This is a genomic window from Candidatus Eisenbacteria bacterium (assembly GCA_035577985.1).
Lineage (GTDB): Bacteria > Desulfobacterota > Binatia > DP-6 > DP-6 > DATJZY01.
Genome location: DATJZY010000031.1, coordinates 42,392 through 57,046, shown reverse-complemented (window position 1 = coordinate 57,046; position 14,655 = coordinate 42,392). Strand labels below are relative to the sequence as shown.

Here is a 14,655-nt window from a genome sequence, read left to right as displayed (position 1 = left end):
TACGACTCGCAGGAGGACCGCTACGAGACGGTTTGGTCCGAGGTGTCGGTCGGATGCGAGGCGTGCCACGGCCCGGGCTCGCGTCACGTCGAGTGGGCCGAGCAGGCGGCACGCGACGGAGCCGCGCCGAACGCGGATCGCGGGCTCGTGGTTCCGCTTTCGAGCGACGGAGCGCAGTGGGTGCTCGATCCCGACGCCCGCATCGCGCGGCGCAGCGTTCCGCGCGCATCACACGCAGAGCTGGACGCGTGCGGCCGCTGCCACTCGCGCCGCGCCGTGATCCGCGATGCCTACGAATACGGCAAGCCGCTCCTCGACACGCACCGCCCGGCACTGCTCGAGGCGGATCTCTACACGGTCGACGGACAGATCCAGGACGAGGTCTACGAGTGGGGCTCGTTCCTGCAGAGCCCGATGTACCACGCCGGCGTCACGTGCAGCGATTGCCACGATCCCCACAGCCTGCGGCTGCGCGCGGACGGCAATGCGCTGTGCGCGCGCTGCCACCTGCCGGCGAAGTTCGACACGCCCGAGCACCACTTCCATCCGGTCGGGTCGGCCGGCGCGCAGTGCGTCGCGTGCCACATGCCGGCGCGGACGTACATGGTGATCGACGAGCGCCGGGACCACAGCTTCCGCGTCCCGCGCCCCGATCTCTCGGCGACGCTCGGCGTGCCGAACACGTGCACGGGCTGTCACGCGGATCGGACGCCCGACTGGGCCGCGGCGGTGATCGCCGCGCGGCCCGGGGCCCACCGGCTCGGAACGTCGCACTACGCCCAGGCGATCGCGGCCGGCCGAAAGGGTGCGGCCGACGCGGACGGCCGTCTCGCGTCGCTCGCATCCGACGCGACGGCGCCGGCGATCGTGCGTGCGACCGCGGTGAGCCTCCTTGGGAACCCGGCGAATCCGCTCGTGCAGACGGCGCTTCGCGGAGCAGGCAACGGCGACGGGCTCCTGCGGTCCGCCACGGTCGACGCCGTCCGCGACGGCGATCCGCGTGCGGCGGCGCCGGTCGTCGCACCGCTCCTGACCGACCCCCTTCGCGCAGTGCGGCTCGGCGCCGCGCGGGACCTTGCCGGTGCGCCAGCCGGCACGCTCACACCGGACCAGCAGGCCGCGCTGGCGCGGGGGATCGACGAGTATCGCGCGGCCGAGCTCGCCAACGCGGATCGCCCCGAGTCCCACATGAACCTCGCCCTCCTCGACGCGCGGCTCGGGCGCATGGCGGATGCCGAGCGGGAGCTCGACACGGCCATCCGGCTCGGGCCGTACTTCGTACCGGCGCGCGTGAACCTCGCCGACCTCTATCGCGTACAGGGGCGCGACGCCGAGGGCGAGCAGGTCCTGCGTGCGGCGATCGCGATCGCGCCCGGCGTCGCCGAGGGGCACCACGCGCTGGGGCTCCTGCTGGTCCGTCAACGACGCACCGGCGAGGCGCTGGCGGAGCTCGGGCGGGCCGCCGCGCTCGCGCCCGACAACGCCCGCTATGCGTACGTGCTGGGCGTGGCACTGCATTCGACAGGGCAGACGGCGCGTGCGCTGCAGACTCTCGCCACGGCGCACGCGACGCGGCCGGACGATCGCGACCTCCTCGTCGCCCTCGCGACGATCAGCCGCGACGCCGGCGACCGCGATGGGGCCCGCCGCTATGCCGACGAGCTCGCCACGCTCACCCCCTGGGACGCGGATGCCCGCAAGCTGCAACACGAGATGGCCGAATGAGGGGGCCGATTCGACCCTCCGTCCCCCGAGGGATTCCGGGGTCTCCCGGCCCCCGGCCGCCATCCCCGTCCTGATCGCCGGTCAGGGCCGGTGTCCCCCTTGACTGCCAGCGCGTCCGGCCTTACACGCGCCGCGCACGCGCGAGTGTGTACAACCTACAGGAACGGCATCACGCAGCCCGGAGTCCCCCGGAGAAGGGGTCCGGCAGGGAGGTCTTGGTCAAATGGCAGTGCACATCCGTCCCCTCCACGACCGTCTGATCGTCAAGCGGATCGACGAACAGGAGCAGCGCAGCGCCGGCGGGATCATCATCCCCGACACGGCGAAGGAGAAGCCCCAGGAGGCGAAGGTCGTCGCGGTGGGCAAGGGCAAGGTGAACGACGACGGGAAGGTGATCCCCCTCGACGTGAAGGCCGGGGATCGCATCCTGTTCGGAAAGTACTCGGGCAGTGAGATCAAGATCGACGGTGAGGAGCACCTGATCCTGCGCGAGGAAGACGTCCTCGGCATCGTCGAGAGCTGAAAGGAGAATCGGAAACATGGCTGCCAAGATCGTGAAGTTCAGCGAGGAGGCGCGCGCGAAGATGCTGAAGGGCGTCAACGTGCTCGCCGACGCGGTGACCGTGACGCTCGGCCCCCGCGGTCGCAACGTCGTCCTCGAGAAGTCCTGGGGCGCGCCCAACGTGACCAAGGACGGCGTCACCGTCGCAAAGGAGATCGAGTTCGCCGACAAGTTCGAGAACATGGGCGCGCAGATGGTGAAGGAGGTCGCATCGAAGACCTCCGACGTCGCCGGCGACGGCACCACCACCGCGACCGTGCTCGCCCGCGCGCTCTTCAACGAGGGCGCCAAGATGGTGGCCGCCGGGCACGACCCGATGAGCCTCAAGCGGGGCATCGACAAGGCCGTCGTCGCCGTCACCGAGGAGCTGAAGCGGCTCTCCAAGTCGACCAAGGGGCGCGACGAGATCGCGCAGGTCGGCACCGTCTCCGCCAACGGCGACAAGACGATCGGCGAGATGATCGCCGAGGCCATGGAGAAGGTGGGCAAGGAGGGCGTCATCACGGTCGAGGAGGCCAAGAGCCTCGAGACGCAGCTCGACGTCGTCGAGGGCATGCAGTTCGACCGCGGCTATCTCTCGCCGTACTTCGTGACCGATCCCGAACGTATGGAGGCGTCTCTCGAGGAAGCGTACATCCTCATCCACGAGAAGAAGATCTCGTCGATGAAGGACCTGCTCCCGCTGCTCGAGCAGGTGGCCCGTGCCGGCAAGCCGCTCCTCATCATCGCCGAGGAGGTCGAGGGCGAGGCGCTCGCGACGCTCGTCGTGAACAAGATCCGCGGCACGCTCCAGGTGTGCTCGGTGAAGGCGCCCGGCTTCGGCGACCGCCGCAAGGCCATGCTCGAAGACATCGCCGTCCTGTCGGGCGGCCGGCTCATCGCCGAGGAGCTCGGCATCAAGCTCGAGAACGTGACCCTGAAGGACCTCGGCCGCTGCAAGCGGATCACGGTCGACAAGGACAACACGACGCTGATCGACGGTGCCGGCAAGAAGGCCGACATCGAGGGGCGGATCAAGCAGATCCGCGCCCAGATCGAAGAGACGACGTCGGACTACGACCGCGAGAAGCTGCAGGAGCGGCTGGCGAAGCTCGTGGGCGGCGTGGCGGTCATCAAGGTGGGCGCCGCGACCGAGGTCGAGATGAAGGAGAAGAAGGCGCGCGTCGAGGACGCGATGCACGCGACCCGCGCGGCCGTCGAAGAGGGCGTGGTCCCCGGCGGTGGCGTGGCGCTGCTGCGCTGCCAGCCAGTGCTCGACAACCTGAAGGTCGACGAGGAGCAGGCGTCCGGTGTCAAGATCGTCCAGCGGGCGATCGAGGAGCCGATGCGCTGGATCGCGCGCAACGCGGGCCAGGACGGCCCGGTTGTCGTGAACGCCGTGCGACAGGCGAAGGGCTCGCACGGCTACAACGCCGCGACCGACGAGTACGAAGACCTGATGAAGGCCGGCATCATCGATCCCACCAAGGTCGTACGCACCGCGCTGCAGAACGCCGCGTCGGTGGCGGGACTTCTGCTCACCACCGAGGCGATGGTCGCCGAGAAGCCGAAGGAGGAGAAGGCTCCGGCCGGCGGCGGCATGCCGCACGGCGGAGAGGACTTCTAGGCCGCTCGGCTCGACCGAGCGTGTCACTGGCGGGGCGTCGGTCGTCGACCGGCGCCCCGTCGCGCCTTCCGGGGCCGTGCGCGGCCCGCGTCGTGGCCGTCTATTGTTGCTTCGACTTCTCGTACTGGTCGACGATGGCGCCGCCCAACAGGCCGGCGCCCGCGCCGATGGCGGCGCCCATACCGGCGTTGCCGGCCATCGCGCCGATGGCGGCGCCGCCCGCCGCTCCGATCAGCGTTCCCGAGGCCAGGCGCTGCTGGGTAGGGGTCATGTTGGCGCAACCGCCGAGGGCGACCGTAGCCGCCAGGGCCGCGATCGCGAGCCGCCTCTGGTTCCCGCGCATGCTCGATCTCCTCACTTGGTCTTTTTCGCGGTCTTCTTGGGGCAGGGGTAGGTCTCGATGAGGTACCTGGCGACCACTTCTGCCGGCGAATACTGGACCAGGTCCGAGTGGGCGCGCCCCCAGACGACGAACGCCGCCACCGCCTCATTGCGCGACGGGCCCGGCTCCGGCGGGCAGAAGAACTGCCTCAGCTTGCCGCGGGCGATCAGCACCTGGAGCGTCTGGTAGGTCCCCGCGCCGAAGCCGTGACACACGTGGATCGCCGCCGTGTGCAACGGATCATCGTCGGCGACGGCGCAGAGCTCGATCAGGTCGGCGCCGGTCTTGAGCTTGAACGTCTCCTCGGTGACCGCACCGCGGGACGGCGACGCCATGGCGAGAAGGGCGACGAGCGCGACGATCGTTCTGGTCATGGGGACCCTAGAACAACAATCGGGCGCCCTTGCCAAGCCCTCGTCGGACTCGGCCGTGTCCCGTTGTGACCGGATGGCGATCGGCAGTATCATCGACGCTGGGCCGGAAGATCACCCATGCCTCGCGCGCTCGCGGCAATGCTGCTTCTGCTCGGCGCCTCCGCGCCGGTGTCCGCGAAGCTCCTGTGCCCGCCCGGACGGTTCATGCTGCACGCGGCGGACGCGCGTGCCGTGGCCTTGGATGGGCGCGAGCTCGGCGAGTGCGGGCGCTGGAAGACGGGAATGCCGACCCTCCATCCGTCCCATCCTGGCCCGTGCTCGTGAGTGCCGATCAGCCGACGCGGGCGTCGCGGAGGTGCCCGCGCTCCGTCACCGTCCCGAGCGGCGGCCCGAAGATCGTGCTGCGCACCTCGTCGTCGTGGGCCGCGCGCAGCAGCACGTCGCGATCGCGCAGGTGGCGCAGGACGTGGCGCAGGTACGTGATCGCGGTTTCGAGCTCGCTGCGGCGATCGTCGACGTAGCCGGCGAAGGCACTCGCCGAGCAATCCCCGGCTGCGAGCGCGCGATGTGCCGCGAGGGCGGCGAGCCGCCCCATCCGCATCGCGAACTCGACGCCCATTCCCGTGAGGGGCGAGAGGTAGCCCGTCGCGTCGCCGGCGAGGAGGAGGCGATCTCCTGCGACCTCGGTCACGCGATACGCGAGCGGCGCCATGGCCCACGGTTCGCCCAATCGCGGCGCGCGCGCGAGGCGTTCGGCGAACCAGGGGTCGAAGCGCTCGGCGACGCGCTCGAAGAACTCGGCGGGCTTCGCGCGGTCGGCCTGCTTGTCCGCGAGATCGGCTTCGAGCACGAGCCGGAACAGCCCCGGCCGGATGCGAGCGCCGCTGATCATCGCGCCGCGGTCGCCGTAGAAGTGACGGTCCCAGAATCCGACGGCCGCGTCCGGGAAGTCGCTGAAGAAGAGCGCGACGGCGATCTGCCGGAACTCCGGATCCTCGGTCTTGAGCTTGCGGATCCGCGGCGCGAGCGCGTGGCGACCGCCCGCGTCGATGACGAGCGGCGCGCGGTACTCCGGCCCCTCCGCCGTACTGACGATCGCCTCGTCGGCCCGCACGTCGAGGCCGGTCGCGCGACGGCTCCACGCGATGCGTCCCCCGACCGCGGCGAAGCGTGTACGCAAGGCCGCGTCGAAGCCGCCGCGATCGACGTTCAGGTACGAGATCCCGTCGGGCAGCGCGTGATACGTCCACGAGAGGTCGGGGTACACGTTGCGGACACCGCGCATCCGATCGAGCACCCACGGTCCTTCGAACGCGACTCCGAGCTCGTCGCACTCGTGCTGGGTGCCGGGCGCGAGCAGCTCGCCCGACTCGATCGCCTCGGCGCCGTTCGACGCCTCGGCGAGCCGCTCCAGCACGAGGACGTCGTGGCCCTGCTGGACCAGCCGGATCGCGGCGGCGCATCCCGCCGGTCCCCCTCCGATCACGATGACGTCGGCGTCGAAGCGGCTCATGTCGGGCTTCTCCTATCCGAGAAGCGTCGCGAGGTCCTTGGGCGCAAGGAACTCCTCCGGGATCGGCGGCGCCCAGGCGCGAACCATCTGCGCGCCCGCCCATGCAGGCGGCGCGTAGGCCGCTTCGTCCGTGATGCGATCCAGGTCGGCGATGTACTCGGCGAAGTTCCCCGCCGGGTCGCAGAGGTACCAGAAGAAGTTCGAGCCGATCGCGTGCCGCCCGAGTCCCCACACGTGACGCGTCGGATCGGCGGCCAGCATGGCGGCGGCGCCGCGACCGACCTCGTCGACGTCGGCCACCTCCCACGCGGTGTGGTGCAGGAACGAGCCGGGTCCCTGCTGGACGGCGACGTTGTGGTGGTCCTCGCTGCAGCGCATGAACGAGACGAACGGGAGCCCGTCACTGACGGCGAAGCCGAGGCCGCGGGTGAAGAAGCGGACCGTCGCCTCGTGGTCGGGCGATGCCATCGCGACGTGCGACAGCTTCCCGGGTCGAACGGCGGCGCTGCGAAGGACGCCGTCGGCGGGACGATTCAGGCGTTCCGAGCGGCCCGGTGCGTTGCGCGACGTCGGCTCGGTGCGCGTCGCCTGGATGCGGGGCGCGACCGTGATCTTGATCGTGAGACCCGTCACCGGCTCGCGCGTACGCAGGGTGGGGCCGTCCATCTGCGCGGCCACGTCGAGCCGTGCGAGCGCGGCAGCGATGCGCCCGAGATCGTCGGGATTCTCGGCGCCGAGGCCGAGCTCGACGAGCCCGCGCCTCGCCGCTGCGACGAGGCGGAGCTGCTCGCCGCCGTCAGGGGTCGCCAACGAGCCGGTCCCAGTTTCGGCGAGGCCGAAGTCGCGGTAGAACGCCGCGGCCGTCGCGACGTCGGGGACACCGAGAGTGATCGTGGTGAGCCGGTGTAGCGCCATGTCATTTCCTCCGCGGCTTGGGTTCGGCCTCCGCGTCCATCGTCGCACGGACGGCGCGCCGCGTGCCCTCGAGATGTCGTGTGAGCCCTCGGACGGCCCGATCGATCTGCCCCCGTACGACCGCGTCGCGCAGCATCGCGTGCTCGTCCTGCGGGTCGCTTCCCCGGCGGTAGTGCTGCGCGCCGAGGAGCTGGTAGCGCTGCGAGTGCTCGGCCAGGAGCGCCGTCATGCGGCGCATCCACGCCGACGGGCAGCGGGCGAGGAGCGTCGTGTGGAACGCCAGGTGCGCTTCGGCCGCTTCCACCGGATCGACCGGCCGCGCCCGCAGCGCGGCTTCGAGACGCTCGTGCGCGGCGAGCACCTGGCTGCGATGCCCGTCGTCGCTGTGCTCGAGCGACGCACGCAGCGCCGTCGGCTCGAGAAGCAGGCGTAGCTCGTAGAGGTCCGCCGCTTCCTCGAGCGAGAAGGGCGCCACGCGCGCGCCCCGCTGCGACGTCAGCTCGACGAGCCCGCTGCCCCCGAGCCGCTGGAAGGCCTCGCGCAGCGGCGTGGGGCTGACGGCCCAGCGTTGGGCCAGGTCGTCGGCGACGAGCTTCGAGCCGGGCTGAAGCTCGCCCGTGAGGATGGCGGCCTTCAAGCGGTGGTGCGCCCAGTCGGCGCGGGTGGTGGGGGCATGGTCGGGCATGCGGCAGGACCCTAGCAGGCCCCTCTTGCAATGGCAATAATCTATAACCTATGAGGACGGTATGAAGCTCGTGACCTTCACCCATCAGCGCGACACCCGGATCGGCGTCGTCCGCGGAGAGCAGGTGGTCGACCTGGCGACGGCCGCTCCGGGCCTTCCACGGGAGATGATCGCCTTCCTCGCCCTCGGGGCCGACGCCATGGCGGAAGCGCGCGCCGCCTCGGAACGGCCGGGCGCCCGCATCGCGCTCACCGACGTGCGGCTCGAGCCGCCCGTGCTGCGGCCCCCGAAGTTCCTCGCCATCGGCTTCAACTACGCCGATCACGTGGCCGAGGCCGGCGCCGAGCGCCCGCCGTTCCCCGTCTTCTTCAACAAGCAGTCGACCTGCGTCGTCGGTCCGTACGACCCGTTCCACCTGCCGCGGGTCTCTCCCCTGCTCGACTACGAGGGAGAGCTCGGCCTCGTCATCGGCCGGCGCTGCCGGCACGTACCGCGCGATCGCGCCGCGGAGGTGATCGCCGGCTACCTCGTCGTCGACGACGTCAGCGTCCGCGACTGGCAGATCCGCACGCCGACCATGACGATGGGGAAGTCGTTCGACACGCACGGTCCGATCGGGCCGTGGATCGTCACGCCCGACGAGGTCGGCGATCCGCACGCGCTCGAGCTGCGCACGTGGGTGAACGGCGAGCTGCGGCAGCACTCGAACACCCGCCAGCTCATCTTCGACTGCTTCGCGCAGGTGGAGCACCTCTCGACGGCGTTCACGCTCGAGCCGGGCGACATCGTCACCACCGGCACCCCGAGTGGCGTCGGCGGCGCGATGAAGCCGCCGCGCTTCCTCGCCGCGGGCGACGTCGTCCGCATCGAGATCGAACGTGTCGGCCACATCGAGAACCGCGTGATTCCCGAGCCGGACGACACGGCGCGCTGAGCTCGGGGCGCCGGTCCCGCGAGGTTGGGGGGAGAGGCTTCGGCTTCGGCTCCGCCGCGCGACAAATCACGCGCCTCGTCACGGCCCCGCATTTCGTCGCGCCGCTTCGCAGGCGCCTCCGCCTCTCCCCCCAACCTCGCGGACGCTGCACCGCGACGATCAGAGCGACGCGTAGACGGCGTCGAGGAGCGCGGTCGCGCGTGGGTCCAGGATGATGTTGGGGCCCATGCGGTTCATCACGTAGCCGAAGCCGAGCTTGGCATCGGGATCCGCGAAGCCGAGCGAGCCGCCGGCGCCGGGGTGGCCGAACGAGCGCGTGCCGGGGCCGAAGCTCGCGTCCTTGCGGTCCTGCGAGAGCATGTAGCCGTGGCCGAAGCGCGTGTTCACCATGAGGACGAGGTCGGGTCCGTGGGACAGCTCCGCGTGACAGCGCGCGACGCCCTCGGTTGAGAGGACCGTGACGCCGTCGACGCTCCCGCCGCGCGCGAGGGCGCCGTACACGCGCGCGAGCGATCGCGCGTCGCCGTGTCCGTTCGCGCCGGGGATCTCGGCCCGCCGCCATTCGGGATAGTTCACGCCGAGCCCGATCGACGGCGGGTTCATGAAGGCCTGGGCCGACAGGCCCCCGGGATTCGACAGGATCACCATCCCGAGCTGCAGCGTCTCGGCCCCCGGCTCGGGAAGCGGGATCGGGCTCATCTCGGCGACGCGACCGTGCTCCTCGTCGTGAAGACCGATGTGGAAGTCCATGCCGAGGGGGCGCGCGATCGCATCGCGGAAGTAGGTGCCGAGGCTCTTGCCCGTCACGCGCCGGACGACCTCACCCACGAGCCAGCCGAAGGTGACCGCGTGATAGCCGTGCGCCGTCCCGGGCTCCCACCACGGCTCTTGCGCGGCGAGCGCCGTCACCATCGCATCCCAGTCGTAGAGCGCCGGGCTGGGAAGCAGTGGCCTCGCGGCCGCGAGCCCCGAGCGGTGGCCCAGGAAGAAGCGGACCGGGATCGATCCTTTCCCCGCCTGCTCGAACTCCGGCCAGTAGCGCGCGACGGGCGCGTCGAGGTCGACGCGGCCCTCGTCGACGAGCTGGTGCAGGCACAGCGCCGCCATGCCCTTCGTCGTCGAGTAGACGTTGACGATGGTGTCGCGCTCCCAGGGGCGCGTCTTCGCGAGGTCGGCGTGACCGGCCCAGAGGTCGACGACGGGCTTGCCGTCGATCGTGAGCGCGACCGCGGCGCCGATCTCGTCGCGGGTCCGGAACCCCTCCGCGAAGGCGTCCTTCACACGCGCGAAGCGGGGATCACATGTGCCGTGGATCGTGGTGTCGCTCATCGGCCCCCCTCTACACCGGGATGCGCTCACTCCGCATCCTCGTCACCGCCGCCGAACAGGAGGTCCAGGAACGGGCGGTCCTCGTGCGTCACGAACACGCACACGTGATCGCCGGGCAGCACCTTGGTGTCGCCGCGCGGCGCGAGCACGGCCGCGTCGCGCAGGAACAGCGTCAGCACGCAGCCGTCGGGTAGTGGCAGCTCGTGCACCGAGGCCCCGGCGACGGCCGAGGCGCGATCGATCGTGTACCACACGAACTCGCCGGGATAGTCGCGCAAGGACACCAGCTCGACGCTCGCCGGTGCGCTCGTCGGCGCGCGCGTCGTCAGCTGCCAGCGTCGGGCGAGCCGCGCGACCGTTGCGCCGGGCACGATGCTGTTCACCAGCACGACGAAGAACACGAGGTGGAAGATGGCGTCGCCCTCGGCCACGCCGCGCAGCACGGGATATGCCGCGAGCACGATGGGGACGGCGCCGCGTAGGCCCACCCACGCGACGAACATGCGCTCGCGCCACGGCGCGCGGAACGGCATCATCGTCGCGAGGACGGCGACGGGACGTGCCACGAGCGCGAGCGCACCCCCGAGCAGGATCCCGACCGGCGCCACCGCAAGCATCCGTGACGGGAAGACCAGCAGCCCCAGCATGAGGAACATGGAGAGCTGCGCCAGCCAGGCGAGCGCGTCGTGGACGCGTCGGATACCGGCGCGGTACGGCATGGGGCCACCGGCGAGCACGAGCCCCGCGACGTACACGGCCAGGAACCCGCTGCCGTCGAGGAGCGTCGGCACGCCGAAAGCGACGAAGGCGAGGGCGACGGTCACGGCCGCGTAGAGGCCCGCGGCCGGCAGGACCATGACGCGCAGGAGGAAGCGCCCGGCGAGCCCGACGGCGACGCCGCCCGCGGCCCCCAGCACGAGCTGCCGCACGGCCAGGAGGGCGAGATCGAGCCCCAGGGCCTGCTTGCCGAGCATCACCTCGGTCGCACCGACCGTGAGGAGGATGGCCATCGGGTCGTTCAACCCGGACTCGACCTCGAGCGTCGCGCCCGTGCGTTCCTTGAGGCGCATGCCGCTGCCCCGCAGCACCGAGAACACCGCCGCGGCATCGGTCGACGACACGACGGCGCCGACCAGCACCGCGAGCGCCGGCGACAGGCCGAGCGCGATGCCGATGCCGGCGGTGATCGCCGCCGTGAGCAACACGCCGACGCTCGCGAGCGCGCCGGCGCGGACCGCGACGCTACGGAAGGCCGCGTACGGCGTGCCGAGACCGCCGTCGAACAGGATCAAGACGAGCGCGATCGTGCCGAGCCGGAAGGCGAGGGCGTAGTCGCTGAAGGGGATCCCGCCGATTCCTTCCGACCCGGCGAGCATGCCGACCGCCAGGACCACCAGCAGCGCGGGAACGCCGAGGCGCTGCGAGAGCGTGCTCGTCGCGGCGGCGGCGATGAGGAGCGCCCCCGCGGCGGCGAGCAACGCGGCGGTCGCGATCGGCTCCACGGCGTCCTCCTTCCAGTCTCGCCGCTGCCGAGCAACCGGGCGCGCGCGGTCCTTGACACTCAAACGTACGTTTGGGTACGCCTGACGAACCATGCACATTGCGCTCACCAAGGAGCAGGAGAAGCTGCGCCTCCAGCTCCGGGAGTATTTCGCCGGCCTGGTCACGCCCGGCTACCAGGCCGAGCTCGCCACCAGCGAGGGCGGCGGCCCCCTGTACCACGAGGTCCTGCGAAAGATGGGCAAGGACGGCTGGCTCGGGATCGGTTGGCCGAAGGAGTACGGCGGCCAGGGCCGCACGCCGATCGAGCAGTTCCTGTTCTTCGACGAGGCGATGTACGCCGGCGTCATGGTGCCGACGCTGACGCTCAACGCCGTCGCGCCCACGCTCATGCAGCACGGCAACGAGGAGCAGAAGAAGACGATCCTGCCGAAGATCCTGCGTGGCGAGTGCCACTTCGCGATCGGCTACACGGAGCCGTCGGCCGGCACGGATCTCGCCTCGCTGCGCACCAAGGCCGTCCGCGACGGCGACACGTGGGTCATCAACGGCAACAAGATCTACACGAGCCAGGCCGAGTACGCCGACTACATCTGGCTCGCCGCGCGCACGAACCCCGACGCGCCGAAGAAGCACGACGGTCTCTCGATCTTCATGGTACCGACCAAGGCGGCCGGGTACCGTTGCACGCCGATCACGACCATGGGCGGCTTCCGCACGAACTCGACGTACTACGAGGACGTGCGCGTGCCGGCCGACCACTTGATCGGCCCGCAAGACGGCGGCTGGTGGCTCATCGTGACGCAGCTGAACCACGAGCGCGTCTCCCTCATGACCGTCGGCATGGTGCTGAAGCTCTGGGAGGACGTCGTCGCGTGGGCAAAGGCGACGAAGCTCGCCTCGGGCGAGCGCGTGATCGACCAGGGCTGGGTGCAATTGAACCTCGCGCGCGTGAAGGCGGGGCTCGAGGTGCTGCGGCTCGTCAACTGGAAGCAGGCATGGGCGCTCACGCAGGGCTCGCTCAACTACGCCGACGCGTCGGTCGTGAAGGTGTTCGGCAGCGAGTTCTACGTGACGGGCTACAAGCTGCTGCTCGAAGTGCTGGGCGCCGCCGGCGCGATCCGCGACGGCAGCCCCGACGCCGTGCTGCGCGGGCGCTGCGAGCGCCTGTATCGAGGGCACGCGCCGATCCTCACCTTCGGCGGCGGCACGAACGAAGTGCAACGCGAGATCATCGCCATGGCCGGCCTCGGCATGCCGAGGGCCCGATGAAGGAAGGCGCCGAAGGCGCCGCACAGATCAAATGGATTTCCACTATTCCCAGGACCAGGACGCGCTGCGCGAGCTGGCGCGGAAGATTCTCACCGATCACTCGACCGACGATCGCTTGAAGGCCCTCCGCGCCGCGGGCGAGTGGCTCGACAAACCCGCGTGGGACGCGCTCGCGAAGGCGAGCCTCCTCGGCATCGCGGTCCCGGAGGACCTGGGCGGTTCGGGTCTGGGCTTCGTCGAGCTGTCCATCCTCTGCGAAGAGGTGGGACGCGCGGTCGCGCAGGTACCCGTGCTCGCGTCGTGCGTGCTGGGCGGCCTGCCGATCGCGGAGTTCGGCACCGCCGCGCAAAGGAAGGCGTGGCTTCCCGGCGTCGTGCAGGGGACGATGGTGCTGACGGCCGCGCTCACCGAGGTCGGCAACGACGATCCCGTCCGGCCGACGACGACCGCGACGAAGGACGGGAGCGGGTGGAAGCTCGACGGCGCCAAGGTGTGCGTGCCGGCGGGCGACGTCGCCGCACGGATCCTCGTGCCGGCGACCACCGGGGGCGGCTGGGTCGGCGTCTTCCTGGTCGATCCCAAGGCGCCCGGCGTGACCATCGAGAAGCAGATCCTCACCAACTGGGAGCCGCACGCCAAGGTGACGCTGAAGGGTGTCCGCGTCGGCGCCGACGACGTCCTCGGCGACCCGGCGAAGGGGGACGCGATCGCGCGCTGGATCGCCGAGCGCGCCACGATCGCCTACTGCGCCACGCAGCTCGGCGTCTGCGACAAGGCGCTCCGCATGACGGCCCAGTACACGACGGAGCGGAAGCAGTTCGACCGTGCGATCGCCACCTTCCAGGCCGTGCAGCAGCGTGCGGCCGACGCTTTCATCGACCTCGACTGCATCCGCATGGCGACCTGGGAGTCGATCGATCGCCTCGCGAACGGCACGCCGGCGACGGAGATGGTCCGCATCGCGAAGTACTGGGCGTCCGACGGCGGCCAGCGAATTGCCGTCGCCGCGCAGCATCTGCACGGCGGCATCGGCGTCGACGTGGACTACCCGCTCCACCGCTACTTCTGCTGGGCGAAGCACATCGAGCTGACCCTCGGCGCCGCGCCGCTGCAGCTCGCCCGGATCGGCGCGGAGATCGCCGCCTAAACCGGCCGCCCATGGCCACGCGCGCCGCTCCCACCAGGTTCCAGGGGTTCGCGGACACGGACGGGCGTTTCTTTCGCGCGCTCGCGAAGCACCAGGACCGCAACTGGTTCGCGGCGCACAAGCACGAGTACGAGCAGGGTTGGGTCGAGCCGATGCGCCTCCTGCTCGCCGAGGTTCGCGAGCAGATCGATCCGCTCTTTGCGCACCATCCGCTGGGCGATCCCAAGGTGTTTCGGATCTATCGCGACGTGCGCTTCTCGAAGGACAAGTCGCCCTTCAAGACGACCATCGGGGCGTATGTGCCGCTCTCGGGCGTGGGGCACGGGCCAGGCGCGCCCGTGCCGGTCTACGTGCAGCTCGGCACCGAGACGTTCGTCGGTGCCGGCCACTACATGATGGACCCAGGACAGCTCACGCGCTTTCGCGCCGCCGTGCTCGACGACGCGCAGGGCAAGGCGCTCGTCCGCATCGTGGCTGCGCTTGAGAAGGCGGGCTTTTCGCTCGAGTCGTTCGCGACGCTGAAGAAGGTGCCGCGCGGGTTCGACCCCGAGCATCCGCGCGCCGACCTGCTACGTCGAAAGAGCCTCGCCGTGGGATTCCCGACGCTGCCGAAGCGCCTGCTCGTGTCGCGCGCGCTGATCGGCTGGCTGGTGAAGCAGACCGAGAAGGCGCGTCCGCTCGTCGAATGGCTGGCGGACGTGACCGCCTGAA

Annotated in this window: 15 protein-coding genes; 8 read left to right on the top strand and 7 right to left on the bottom strand. The window is 70.7% G+C overall.

The features are described 5' to 3' along the window. From VMS22_05020 to groL, 3 genes are all read left to right on the top strand, one after another. On the top strand, positions 1-1,725 hold a 1,725-nt coding region (locus VMS22_05020; GenBank protein ID HXJ33383.1), incomplete at its 5' end, for a tetratricopeptide repeat protein. Positions 1,726-1,954: 229 nt separating this feature from the next. Further along, complete coding sequence (gene groES / locus VMS22_05015) at positions 1,955-2,248, top strand: co-chaperone GroES (GenBank protein HXJ33382.1); 294 nt, start codon at positions 1,955-1,957, stop codon at positions 2,246-2,248. A 16-nt stretch (positions 2,249-2,264) separates the two neighbouring features. After that, positions 2,265-3,893, top strand: coding sequence for a chaperonin GroEL (gene groL, locus VMS22_05010; GenBank protein ID HXJ33381.1), 1,629 nt, complete (start codon positions 2,265-2,267; stop codon positions 3,891-3,893). Between the two features lie 100 nt (positions 3,894-3,993). On the opposite strand, the gene VMS22_05005 is transcribed toward groL, so the two are convergent. Continuing rightward, complete coding sequence (locus VMS22_05005; protein HXJ33380.1) at positions 3,994-4,236, bottom strand: YMGG-like glycine zipper-containing protein; 243 nt, start codon at positions 4,234-4,236, stop codon at positions 3,994-3,996. Positions 4,237-4,247: 11 nt separating this feature from the next. Further along, entirely contained in the window at positions 4,248-4,649 is a 402-nt protein-coding gene (locus VMS22_05000) for a Rap1a/Tai family immunity protein (GenBank protein HXJ33379.1), read from the bottom strand. Between the two features lie 117 nt (positions 4,650-4,766). Here VMS22_05000 and VMS22_04995 point away from each other — a divergent pair, with 117 nt between their 5' ends. After that, positions 4,767-4,973, top strand: a complete 207-nt coding sequence (locus VMS22_04995) for a hypothetical protein (GenBank protein HXJ33378.1) — start codon at positions 4,767-4,769, stop codon at positions 4,971-4,973. 7 nt (positions 4,974-4,980) lie between these two features. Here the strand turns inward: VMS22_04995 and VMS22_04990 are convergent, their stop codons facing one another. Genes VMS22_04990 through VMS22_04980 form a run of 3 tightly spaced genes read right to left on the bottom strand, consistent with a single transcriptional unit; the run spans position 4,981 to position 7,762 of the window. Then, complete coding sequence (locus tag VMS22_04990) at positions 4,981-6,162, bottom strand: FAD-dependent oxidoreductase (protein HXJ33377.1); 1,182 nt, start codon at positions 6,160-6,162, stop codon at positions 4,981-4,983. 12 nt (positions 6,163-6,174) lie between these two features. Then, entirely contained in the window at positions 6,175-7,077 is a 903-nt protein-coding gene (locus VMS22_04985) for a VOC family protein (protein ID HXJ33376.1), read from the bottom strand. A gap of 1 nt (position 7,078) precedes the next feature. Then, entirely contained in the window at positions 7,079-7,762 is a 684-nt protein-coding gene (locus VMS22_04980; protein ID HXJ33375.1) for a GntR family transcriptional regulator, read from the bottom strand. 61 nt (positions 7,763-7,823) lie between these two features. Here VMS22_04980 and VMS22_04975 point away from each other — a divergent pair, with 61 nt between their 5' ends. Continuing rightward, entirely contained in the window at positions 7,824-8,696 is an 873-nt protein-coding gene (locus VMS22_04975; GenBank protein HXJ33374.1) for a fumarylacetoacetate hydrolase family protein, read from the top strand. A 159-nt stretch (positions 8,697-8,855) separates the two neighbouring features. Here VMS22_04975 and VMS22_04970 read toward each other — a convergent pair whose 3' ends face one another. Beyond that, entirely contained in the window at positions 8,856-10,025 is a 1,170-nt protein-coding gene (locus VMS22_04970; protein ID HXJ33373.1) for a serine hydrolase domain-containing protein, read from the bottom strand. 26 nt (positions 10,026-10,051) lie between these two features. Next, positions 10,052-11,527 (bottom strand): potassium/proton antiporter, encoded by a 1,476-nt coding sequence (locus tag VMS22_04965; GenBank protein HXJ33372.1) that lies wholly within the window; start codon positions 11,525-11,527, stop codon positions 10,052-10,054. 91 nt (positions 11,528-11,618) lie between these two features. On the opposite strand from VMS22_04965, the gene VMS22_04960 reads away from it, so the two are divergent. The 3 genes from VMS22_04960 to VMS22_04950 are packed head-to-tail and all read left to right on the top strand — an operon-like array spanning position 11,619 to position 14,654. Then, a complete protein-coding gene (locus VMS22_04960; GenBank protein HXJ33371.1) occupies positions 11,619-12,797 on the top strand; it encodes an acyl-CoA dehydrogenase family protein in 1,179 nt (392 codons plus the stop codon). 31 nt (positions 12,798-12,828) lie between these two features. Continuing rightward, a complete protein-coding gene (locus tag VMS22_04955; protein ID HXJ33370.1) occupies positions 12,829-13,944 on the top strand; it encodes an acyl-CoA dehydrogenase family protein in 1,116 nt (371 codons plus the stop codon). Between the two features lie 11 nt (positions 13,945-13,955). After that, complete coding sequence (locus tag VMS22_04950; protein ID HXJ33369.1) at positions 13,956-14,654, top strand: DUF2461 domain-containing protein; 699 nt, start codon at positions 13,956-13,958, stop codon at positions 14,652-14,654. Position 14,655: the final 1 nt, after the last annotated feature.